At 31.7% G+C, this 10,556-nt stretch carries 11 protein-coding genes and 1 pseudogene; 5 read left to right on the top strand and 7 right to left on the bottom strand.

The annotated features are described in order from the left end of the window. Positions 1–141: 141 nt before the first annotated feature. Positions 142–831, bottom strand: coding sequence for a DsbA family oxidoreductase (locus tag HX088_RS12620; protein WP_286484331.1), 690 nt, complete (start codon positions 829–831; stop codon positions 142–144). A 230-nt stretch (positions 832–1,061) separates the two neighbouring features. Here HX088_RS12620 and HX088_RS12615 point away from each other — a divergent pair, with 230 nt between their 5' ends. Genes HX088_RS12615 through purB form a run of 3 tightly spaced genes read left to right on the top strand, consistent with a single transcriptional unit; the run spans position 1,062 to position 4,710 of the window. Continuing rightward, on the top strand, positions 1,062–2,348 hold the full coding sequence (locus HX088_RS12615; RefSeq protein WP_171621609.1) for an adenylosuccinate synthase: 1,287 nt from the start codon (positions 1,062–1,064) through the stop codon (positions 2,346–2,348). A gap of 58 nt (positions 2,349–2,406) precedes the next feature. Then, complete coding sequence (locus HX088_RS12610) at positions 2,407–3,261, top strand: fructosamine kinase family protein (RefSeq protein ID WP_260543627.1); 855 nt, start codon at positions 2,407–2,409, stop codon at positions 3,259–3,261. Positions 3,262–3,282: 21 nt separating this feature from the next. Further along, the gene (purB, locus tag HX088_RS12605) at positions 3,283–4,710 is read left to right on the top strand and encodes an adenylosuccinate lyase (protein ID WP_171621607.1); all 1,428 of its coding nucleotides are present in this window, start codon (positions 3,283–3,285) and stop codon (positions 4,708–4,710) included. Between the two features lie 156 nt (positions 4,711–4,866). On the opposite strand, the gene HX088_RS13955 is transcribed toward purB, so the two are convergent. From HX088_RS13955 to HX088_RS13950, 5 genes and pseudogenes are all read right to left on the bottom strand, one after another. Beyond that, positions 4,867–5,031: an Mpo1-like protein gene (locus HX088_RS13955; protein WP_353619305.1), complete on the bottom strand. Its 165-nt coding sequence runs from the start codon at positions 5,029–5,031 to the stop codon at positions 4,867–4,869. Continuing rightward, positions 4,968–5,339, bottom strand: coding sequence for an Mpo1-like protein (locus HX088_RS12600; RefSeq protein WP_286484328.1), 372 nt, complete (start codon positions 5,337–5,339; stop codon positions 4,968–4,970). Before HX088_RS12600 ends, HX088_RS13955 begins: the two co-directional genes overlap by 64 nt. Positions 5,340–5,868: 529 nt before the next feature. Then, complete coding sequence (locus HX088_RS12595) at positions 5,869–6,180, bottom strand: integrase core domain-containing protein (RefSeq protein ID WP_286484326.1); 312 nt, start codon at positions 6,178–6,180, stop codon at positions 5,869–5,871. Beyond that, complete coding sequence (locus HX088_RS12590) at positions 6,177–6,638, bottom strand: DDE-type integrase/transposase/recombinase (protein ID WP_286484324.1); 462 nt, start codon at positions 6,636–6,638, stop codon at positions 6,177–6,179. The genes HX088_RS12595 and HX088_RS12590 overlap by 4 nt, the downstream gene beginning before the upstream one ends. A gap of 255 nt (positions 6,639–6,893) precedes the next feature. Continuing rightward, positions 6,894–6,965, bottom strand: a pseudogene (locus HX088_RS13950) (hypothetical protein); the annotation flags it as partial. A gap of 774 nt (positions 6,966–7,739) precedes the next feature. Between HX088_RS13950 and HX088_RS12585 the strand changes: the two are divergent. Together HX088_RS12585 and HX088_RS12580 are read left to right on the top strand one after the other, a co-directional pair. Beyond that, positions 7,740–8,240: a YqiA/YcfP family alpha/beta fold hydrolase gene (locus HX088_RS12585; RefSeq protein WP_284583902.1), complete on the top strand. Its 501-nt coding sequence runs from the start codon at positions 7,740–7,742 to the stop codon at positions 8,238–8,240. Positions 8,241–8,474: 234 nt separating this feature from the next. Continuing rightward, a complete protein-coding gene (locus HX088_RS12580) occupies positions 8,475–8,726 on the top strand; it encodes a hypothetical protein (RefSeq protein WP_260543644.1) in 252 nt (83 codons plus the stop codon). Positions 8,727–8,788: 62 nt separating this feature from the next. On the opposite strand, the gene HX088_RS12575 is transcribed toward HX088_RS12580, so the two are convergent. Next, positions 8,789–10,435, bottom strand: coding sequence for a DUF8614 domain-containing protein (locus tag HX088_RS12575; protein WP_286484322.1), 1,647 nt, complete (start codon positions 10,433–10,435; stop codon positions 8,789–8,791). Between the last annotated feature and the right edge of the window lie 121 nt (positions 10,436–10,556).

The raw sequence follows: 10,556 nt of genomic DNA, 5'->3' as shown, positions 1-10,556 counted from the left end.
TTTTCTAAAACTTCTTTCACACAACGTAACTTAAATGCTACACCATATTTTACTTTTCTTGTCATAAAAAATGCCCCAAAAAGTGTCTAACTTTTTGGGGGCAGTGTAAATTGAAGTCCTTTCTGTTTTATTTAAAAAAGTTTAATCACAATCTCCGTCTACATCACAAGAAGCACCATTTTGTGGTTGATCCAAATGATCTTTTTCGTAAGCTTGTGTCAAGGCAGATACAAAATACTCGACAGGTTGCGCTCCAGAAATCGCATATTTACGATCGATTACAAAAAACGGAACGCCAGAAACACCAATATTACGTGCATCCAAAACATCAGAAGCAACTTCAAAAACATTTGCATCAGAATTTAGCATTTCAAGAACTTCGGTTTTATTTAAACCAATTTCTTCAGCCAATTCAGCCAAAACTTCATAATCAGCAACATTTTTACCTTCAGTAAAATACGCTTTAAAAAGTCTTTCTTCTGCTTCCGAACCTTTTCCATTTGCTTGCGCAAAATGAATTAAACGATGAGCATCTCCTGTATTCACAACTTTAGAGTTTTGTTGTTGAAAGTCGATTCCTACAGGTTTTCCCATTTCAGCTAACTGATTATGCATCGCAGAAACTTGTTCTTGCGAAATTCCTTTTGCTTGAATTAAGTATTCATCAACAGATGTAATTTCAGTTTTAGATAAATCAGGATTTAACTGATAACTTTTCCATTCCACCTCAATTTTATCTTGATAAGGAATTTGGGTTAAAGCTTGTTCAAAATGTTTTTTTCCGATGTAACAGAACGGACACATGACATCCGACCAGATTTCAATTTTCATATGGAAATTTTTGGTGTAAAAGTTTGTAAAATTACGCTTTTTATTTAAATGGATTCGGTTATTTTTAAGTAAATTTCATCTTCAAAAATTATTAACAAAATCTTGAAAAATAATAGTGCTAAATCGAGTTTAAAATTTGTTTAAGAAAAGGTTTAAATTACCTTTGCAGTGAACCAAGATAAAATGAATTGTTTCATTTTTATTTCCAAAAACAAATAACGAACAAACATATGTCAACACACGTAGTAGTCGGTCTTCAATGGGGTGACGAGGGAAAAGGAAAAATTACAGATGTTCTTGCTGAAAAAGCAGATTATGTTGTACGCTACCAAGGTGGTAACAACGCTGGTCATACAGTATATGTAGGTGATGATAAATTTGTATTACACTTATTACCTTCTGGAGTTTTACAATGCAAAGGAAAATGTATTATTGCGAATGGTGTCGTAGTAGATCCTGCAGCTTTTTTCACTGAAATCGAAAAATTAGAAGCAAGAGGTTTATCTACAGATCATGTATTTATCTCAAGAAGAGCGCATATTATTATGCCTTATCATATTTTGTTAGATGAATATCGTGAAGAATTTGCCGGAAAAGATCAAATTGGTACAACAAAACGCGGAATTGGACCTTGTTATGAGGATAAAGTTGCTCGTGTTGGTATTCGTGCTATTGATTTATTAAATCCAGATATTTTAAAAGAAAAAATCAAAGAAAATTTAATTGTTAAAAATGCTTTATTCGAAAAATTATTCGAAAAAGAGCCTTTAGCTTTTGAAGAAATCTACGAAAAATACGTGGCTTACGGAGAGCGTTTAAAAGAACGTATTATTGATACTGAGTTAGAAATTAACCAAGCAATTGACGAAGGTAAAAACGTTTTATTCGAAGGTGCACAAGCCTTGATGTTAGACATCGATTTTGGTACATATCCTTTCGTTACATCATCTTCTCCAACAACTGGTGGAGTTTGTGTTGGTGCTGGAGTTCCTCCTACAAAACTAAAAAATTTGATCGGAGTTTCTAAAGCATATTGTACACGTGTTGGTAACGGACCTTTCCCAACAGAGTTGGACAACGAATTAGGAGAAAAAATCCGTCAAGTTGGTCACGAATTCGGAGCATCTACAGGTCGTCCACGTCGTACAGGATGGTTAGATTTAGTGGCGTTAAAACACGCTTGTATGATTAATGGAATTACACATTTAGTAATCACTAAATTAGATGTAATGTCTAATATTGATACCGTTAAAGTTTGTACAGGTTACAAAACTGAAGATGGAAAAATCATCGATTATTTCACTTCTTCTACAACTAAATTGGGTAATTACGAAGCTCAATACGACGAATTACCTGGATGGAAAGAAGATATTACAAACGTAAAAACTTTCGACGAATTACCGCAAACTGCGCAAGATTACATCCACTACATTGAAAAATACTTAGGAATCGAAGTTTATTTAGTTTCGGTTGGTCCAGAGCGCTCTCAAAACATTATTAGAACAACTTTATTTTAATATAATTTATAATATAGCCTGACGTTATTGTTAGGCTATAACTTTATGAGATATTTTTATGAATGAAATTTTAGAACGATTAAAACAATTGAATTTAGGCATAGATTCTATCGTCCCGATAAAAGGTGGTGATATTAACGATGCCTTTCGATTAGAGTCGTTTGATAAAAAATATTTTTTAAAGGTTAATTCTGCTAATAACTTCCCACAACTTTTCAAAAAAGAAGCGCGAGCTTTAGAAGCCATCAAAAAAACAAAGACATTTTCAGTTCCGAAGGTGATCGATGTTGGTGAAGCTGGAAAAGATTTTCAATATTTAGTGTTAGAATGGATAGAATCCTCTACTCCAACTGTTGTTAATTGGGAAAACTTAGGAAGAAACTTAGCTAAACTTCATCAAAAAACAAACAAACAATTTGGTTGGACAGAAGACAATTATATCGCAATTGTGGTGCAACCGAATAGTTTTACAACAACTTGGAGTGATTTTTACGCAAACAATCGAATCTTACCCATGATAAAATTGTTGCAAAACAAACAATTAATCACTTCAAAACAACTAAAATCAGCAGAAAATTTATGTAAACAATTGAATTCTATATTCCCCGAAGAAAAACCAGCGTTAATTCATGGTGATTTTTGGAACGGAAATATTTTAGCGAATTCAAACGATGAATTTACAATTATAGACCCTGCTATTTACTATGGACATCGCGAAATGGACATTGCTATAGCAAAACTTTTTGGTGGATTTGACGATGCTTTTTTCGATGCTTATCAAGAAAGTCATCCGCTCGAAGCCAATTACGAGGAACGTTTGCCTATTGCGCAATTATTTCCATTGTTGATTCACGCTTATCTTTTCGAAGGATATTATGTGAAAGACGTACAAACCATTTTGAAGAAATTTTAAAAACAAAACAAACACAATACAATGAACAAGTATCAAAATCCGTTAGAATCGAGATATTGTAGCGACGAAATGCTATACATCTTTTCTCCTGAGAAAAAATTTACAACATGGAGACAGCTTTGGATTGCTTTAGCAGAAATTGAAAAAGAACTTGGATTAGATATTACAGACGAACAAATTCAAGCGTTAAAAGACAATGCAACAAACATTGATTATGATGTTGCAGCAGCTTACGAAAAGAAATTTCGCCACGATGTAATGGCTCACGTACACGCTTACGGAGACGTTGCACCAAGCGCAAAAGCAATTATTCACTTAGGTGCAACTTCTGCTTTTGTTGGCGATAATACAGACTTGATTCAAATCCGTGATGGTTTTCAACACATCAAAGGACAATTAATCAATGTAATTGACGGTTTAGCAAAATTTGCACGTCAGTACAAAGATTTACCAACATTAGGATTTACACATTTTCAACCAGCGCAGTTAACTACAGTTGGTAAACGTGCAACACTTTGGTTACAATCTGTTTTATTAGACTTAGAAGAATTAGAATTCAGAATCGATACTTTACGTTTCCGCGGAGTAAAAGGAACAACTGGAACAGCGGCTTCTTTCAAAGAATTATTTGACGGAGATTACCAAAAAGTAAAAACATTAGACAAAAAATTATCTGAACGTTTCGGATTCAATAATGTTTTTGCCGTTTCAGGACAAACCTACGATCGTAAAATTGATGCACAAGCATTAGAATTATTATCAAACATTGCACAATCTGCACATAAATTCACAAACGACTTACGTTTATTACAAAACTTAAAAGAAATTGAAGAACCTTTCGAGAAAAACCAAATTGGATCTTCTGCAATGGCATACAAACGCAACCCAATGCGTTCTGAGCGTATCGCTTCATTAGCGAAATACGTGATGTCTTTGGCAAGTTCTCCTGCAATGGTTGCCTCAACACAATGGTTCGAAAGAACATTAGACGATTCTGCAAACAAACGTTTAGCCGTTCCTCAAGCTTTCTTAGCGATTGATGCAATTTTAATCATTTGGAACAATATTTTAGATGGTTTAGTCGTTTATCCTAAAATCATCGAGAAGCATATTGCGGAAGAATTACCATTTATGGCAACCGAATATATCATTATGGAAGGGGTTAAAAATGGTGGAGACCGTCAAGAATTACACGAAATCATCCGTACGCATTCTATGGAAGCTGCAAGACAAGTGAAAATGGAAGGAAAATCAAACGATTTGATTGAGCGTATTATTGCTGATGATAACGTAAAAATTGATAAAGATAAATTAGTCGAATTATTAGATCCGAAGAACTTTACAGGATTTGCATCTGAACAGACAGAAGAATTCTTAAAAGATTTGGTTGATCCTATAATCGAAGAAAATAAAGCACTTTTGGGCGCTCATACAGACCTGAAAGTGTAAACACGCTTAAAACAACACATGAAACGAAAAATGCTTCCTATTTATTGGAAGCATTTTTTAGTTTAAACTTTTTGCTTTTCAAATATATAACCGCAAGTTAGCCCTTTCTTAGGCAAACTTGTCGTTATAATCTCTTTCGTCTTTAGATGAAAAATCTTAATATTTAACTCCTATCTTACGAAGAATAGAACCTAATAACCAAATTGGGCCAACCAACAAAAATTGTAAGTCTTTGAGAAAACTTGGCTTCTTCCCTTCTATTTTGTGACCAACGAATTTCTGAATCCATGTAAAGTTAAAACTGCCAAGTAAACTGTCCAAGATTTAATACCAAATTGAAGATTGCATTGTGAAATAAAAAACTCCATTATCAACATCACAAAAATCATGATAAAACCAACGACAAACGAAAGTCTGAAATAAAATTTTGAAACAATTATCAACGCAATAATTGAAGCTATACTTATATAACCAAAAGCTGGAATATAAAAATGCGGCGTTGGAATGTAGGAAATAAAGCCAAGAATCGTCCAAAAGATGAGTGGAACACAAATCCAATGAATCAATTTGTTTGTAGCATTTTGATGACTCTCACCATATTCACTAAAAAGTTGTTCTATTTTTCTCATTTTGGTTGATTTTGGTTGATAATTAAACTTTAAATCAGAAATTATAAATTTATCTTTACTCACTGTATTCAAAATTAGTATTTATCAAAATGATTATAAAAAATAAAAAAATCTATTACTTAATCAGTATTCTATTTGTAATTATTTCTTTTTTTTTATTAATTGTATCGAAAAAAAAGCAAACAACTATAATAGCACTTTTAACTCTATTCTTTTTTGGTGGTGGAGCTTTAGTAGTTTACATTCTAAACAATAATTTATATAGTGATAAAACTAAAAATATTGCAAGGATAATAGGCTATTTCATTTTCATTATTCTTTGCTATGCAATGCTACCATTTAACCATCTATTTAATGATTCAAGAAAATACACTCCACTATTAGGTTGGATAATTGGTATTATTGGAATCCCGTTTTTTTGTTATAAAATTTTTGAATTAATCATAAAGTTAATAAATGAGAACTACAGAAAATAGAATCTTTATTTCCAACAAAATAGAATGACTAGATAAAACATTGTAATCTTCCCTTAACTAGCTACATTCAAAACTAATGATTTCCACTGATTATTACTACAATTATCTTGCTGAAATGTTGGAAATTCACTTGTATTCGGTTTATTTATTTTTCCATATTTCAACAAAAACTTGTGCGGAGTAAGGTATCCGAGGCTTGCGTGCGGTCTCTTATTGTTATACATCCACATCCAAGCTTGAGAGAATATGTTGAATTGCTTGATTGTTGAAAACATAAAACAATCCAAAACTTCTTGTCTAAATGTACGATTAAAACGTTCGATCAAACTATTTTGCGTCGGTTGACCAGGCTGAATATAAATCAATTCAATTCAATAGACTGATTATGACACCAATCTTTTAGAGCGTTTGCAATAAATTCTGGTCCATTATCGACTCTTATTCGCTCTGATTTTCCTCTCCATTGAATTAAATTCTCAAGCTCTCTTACTACTCGTCCAGAAGGCAAACTCGTATCAACGGCGATGGCTAAAATTTCTCGGTTAAAATCATCCAAAATATTCAATGAACGCACTTTTTTACCATTCTGCAAAGCATCCTGCTTAAAATCAATGCTCCACGTAATGTTATGATTAATCGGGCGCAAAAGTGGATCTTTTACCCGTGCTGATAATCGTTTCTTGCGTTTATTTCTCAAATTTAAACGCATCATTTTGTAAACACGATAAACGCGTTTATGGTTCCAAGTAAAGCCTAAATTTCGTAAACGATAATACATCATCCAAAAGCCCCAAGTTTGATGCTCGTTGGATAGAGCTATCAATTGAAAACATATTTTATCATCTTCATTTTTACAGACTTTTTGATAATAAAAAACGGACGTTCTTAAACTAAATAGACGACAACCCCTGCGAGAACTTAGTTAATATTTTGCTTTTGAATACAACACCAATTCTCGTTTTTCACAAGGCGTTATAGCTTTTTTTTGATAACATCTTTTAAAACTACGTTTTCTAAAGTAAGCTCTGCTACAATTTTTTATATTGAGACAATTACTTCTCTAGTTCCTTTAATTGAGCTAATTGATGGGCTTCCATTTATAAAAAGTGGGTTGACTTATTCCATGTTCATGACAAATTTCATTGACTGTTTTGCCCTAATTTTGTTCAGATAAAATCTTTACGATCTGAACTTCTGTAAAATTGCTTTGTTTCATAATTATCCCTAAGTTAATAAACTATATTTTTAAACGTTCCGTTTTTTAGGGAAGATTACAAATAAGGTAAAGATTTGAAGGGTTTTCCATGTAAATTTTTATACATCAATTGGTAAAAAGGGTTTGTTTCTAAAGCTTCAAAAACATTTGCTAACTCAGCTTCAAAAGATTTTATAGCAGAAATAGAAAACTCAGAATAATAAGCAAAAGCTTGGTCGATATCCTATACAGCTTCAGGATAAATGCGAATATTATAATTCATATTTTTTTCGCAATTCTTTCATAACATCTTTTGCATACAAAAAATTCTCCTTAGGTTCTTCTAAGCGTTGATCTAATATCTTTTCTTGTTCTTTTGTTAATTCAAAATTTTTTTCTTGATTATTTTTGAAAGTTAAAAAATCAATATAATTTTAACCTCTTCCAAAAAATAATCAGGAAGTTTTTTTAGTTTAGAATTGACATGTTTTAAACTTGTATCGTTCATAATTATATAATTAATAAAAAATATAAACTGTAAGCACTTTATTTACTACTAATTTACATTTAAGTTAGTGAATTAACTAATTCATTCAAAAAAAAATAAAAACGTAACGATCTTAAAATACATTTGAACGTGTATTTATTTTGTATTTTTACAACGTCAGACTTAACTCTTGGTTACTGAGTTTATCGAAGTAAAGTTTGACATTATAAAATATAAAACAAATGAAATTTGCATACTTACACGGCTACCAAGGATCTGTAACAGATGAAAAAAGAGCATATTTAGACTCATTAGGCGATTGCTTTGCACCATCTATTGATTATGATAATGCAACAACTTTAGTGCAAGATTTAATTGCTCAATTCAAAAAAGAACCGATCGAATTTATTGCAGGAACAAGTCTTGGCGGAATGATAAGTTATTATTTGGGACTGGTATTAAATATTCCTGTATTAATGTTCAATCCTGCTGTAATTGCTATAGAAAGACTTCAACCTTTTTTGCCTGAACAATTACTAAAAGCTATTCCTATAAAACAAAACTTAATTTTTACCGGTTTACAAGATGATGTCATCGAACCAAAATTTCAGATTGAATTTGTCGAAAATTTACAAAAACTAAACGGAAATATCGAACAAATTTTTGCTGCAAATATGACACATCTAATTACATTAGAAGAATTTGAAAAAGCTTTTGAAACGTTTTTAGAATCGAAGAAATAATTCATGACAATATTTCTTTTACTCTTTCAGTTTTTTTTATAATCATTATTTTAGGATTATCTTTTTTGATTAGAATAACGATGATGATTATTGGGTTTTGGAAAAATCCAATGAATAAAAAACAATTATTAAAAGGATTTTATTTATTATTCCATTAAACCTTCTTTGCTTTAAGAAGTTACTGACGGAAATATTGTAGGTACTTATAAAGTTTCTAAATCTTCTACGATTGATGTGAGTGATTTAGAAAAGATAAGATTAAGGCTTGATTCTAAAGGGAATTTCTATTTGAATGATAGAATTCCAAAAGTTAATATTTGTCAAAAGGGAAAATTTGAGTTTTCTCCAGAAATAGAAGAAATAAACGCAATGTCTTTTAGTTGTGGAGATACAATAAGTGTACAAGGAATAAAACGAAATTTCACCAATTTTGAAATTGAATTTATGATTGGAGATCCCGATAGTAATGAAACGATCTATTTTTAAAAAATAAATTAGAAAAGCCACTCTTGGAGTGGCTTTTAAATTTTGTATTGATATTTAACTTCTTACAATCCCAACATATTCGGACCTTGTTTAAATATGACATCCACTGGAATATTTTTTGTTTTCAAAACATCTAAATCTTGTTGTAAATCGCTATGAATTGTTCCTTTGTCAGCATATAATTTTTTAACACCATTGTAGTCACCATTTCCTTGCAACGTCAAAATCAATTCTGATAAGCCATTCATCGCTTGTTCCATTTTTACAACATTTACTTTGTAACGACCTCTCTCCGTTTTCACGAAAGCGCCATTTTCTGCAAAATAATTAAATGCAATCATATTTGCTTGTCCATGAGCAGAGCTTGCACCAAAACGAACAGAACGTAAAATTCCTGCCAAAAACGTCACAAAATAATCTTCTTGAGTTCCTGTCAATTCTCCTTTTTTCAACAATTGATTCACCATATACAAGCCAAGAATATCTGCTTTTCCTTCTTCTAAAGCCGAATTCGCTTCTTTTAATGCATCTCGAACACTACCTTTTCCGTTCACTGTGTTTTTAATTCCTAATCCGTGTGCAACTTCATGAAACATTACATTTGAGAAAAACGCATCAAATTTTATATTTTTTTGTTGACTCTCATCAATTAAAGCGGTAGATATTGGAACTAAAATATTATCGAACTTCGCTTTCATCGCATTCTTCAATTGCAAACGACGTGTTCCTTTTTCTAATTGCACACGTTCGTCATTTGGTAAGTTAATCGCGATTGTTTTTCCTGCTGCATTACAATCTCCAGCATAATACACCACATCATACGCATTAAGATCGGAATCTGTTCCAGGAACTTCTTTCTTATAACTTGCAGAAACAGGTAGATTGCGTTGTAATTCTGGTAGGTATTGAACAAATTTTGCCAATTTTTTTGACCATTCAATATCTTTCACCAATATATAAGCGGAATAAGACGTTTTATAACCAAACAATTGATCTTCATAATTTTCGATTGGTCCAACAACCATATCAATGTTGGCATTTTTCATGTCCATCCAAGCCAAATCACTTGCATAAAAATCATCTGTCATCAATGCGCCAGCACGTAATTTTAAATATTTTTTTAATCCTGCATCCTCTGCTAATTCTGAAGCTTGCGTTAAATATTCAGCTGCTTTAGATAACTGATTTTTAAAATTTTCGTGGTACGGTATCGTATACAATTTATCTTCTCTATTTCGACGAACAATTGTATAAGGCGATTTACCATCTTTTAAATTAGCCTGTTCAAATTCCTCTTTCGTCATATCAATAGGATAAAACATTGCACCTGCAGGTTTTGCTCCAATTCCATTGACAAAAGGTGTTTCGTTATTCAACCTATCCCAAGGACCATAGTTTATTTTTGCATATTCTTTGGCTTCTCCTTTGGTTTCGTCCATTAAATCTATTTTAGCACCGTAAGCTTGTTGCCAAAATAAATCGTCCATAATATCAGCTGTTTTAAACATCAAACGTAAAATTTCTTTTTCGTTTTTTGTTAAATGCGATATATCTGTAGTTAATGGGAAACTTGCATATGTTTGATAGGCATATTCTTTTGTCATTTCTGTTGAAGTTTGAGTGGATTCTTTGACTGCTTTTTGAGTTGAACAAGAACTCAAAATTCCTGTAAAAGCAATCAATCCTAAAAATATTGATGATTTTTTCATTTCAAATGTTTTGGTAAAATTAAGAAGAATTTAATATGGTTTTTCAAAGAAAGGCTAAGTTTGAAAAATTCTATATAATAAAAAAATCTCAACTTCCAACGAAATTGAGATTTATAAGGGT

The organism is Empedobacter sp. 225-1, assembly GCF_030328185.1.
Lineage (GTDB): Bacteria > Bacteroidota > Bacteroidia > Flavobacteriales > Weeksellaceae > Empedobacter > Empedobacter stercoris.
Note: the sequence above shows the minus strand (reverse complement) of the source record. Positions and strands in the feature narration are given on the sequence as shown.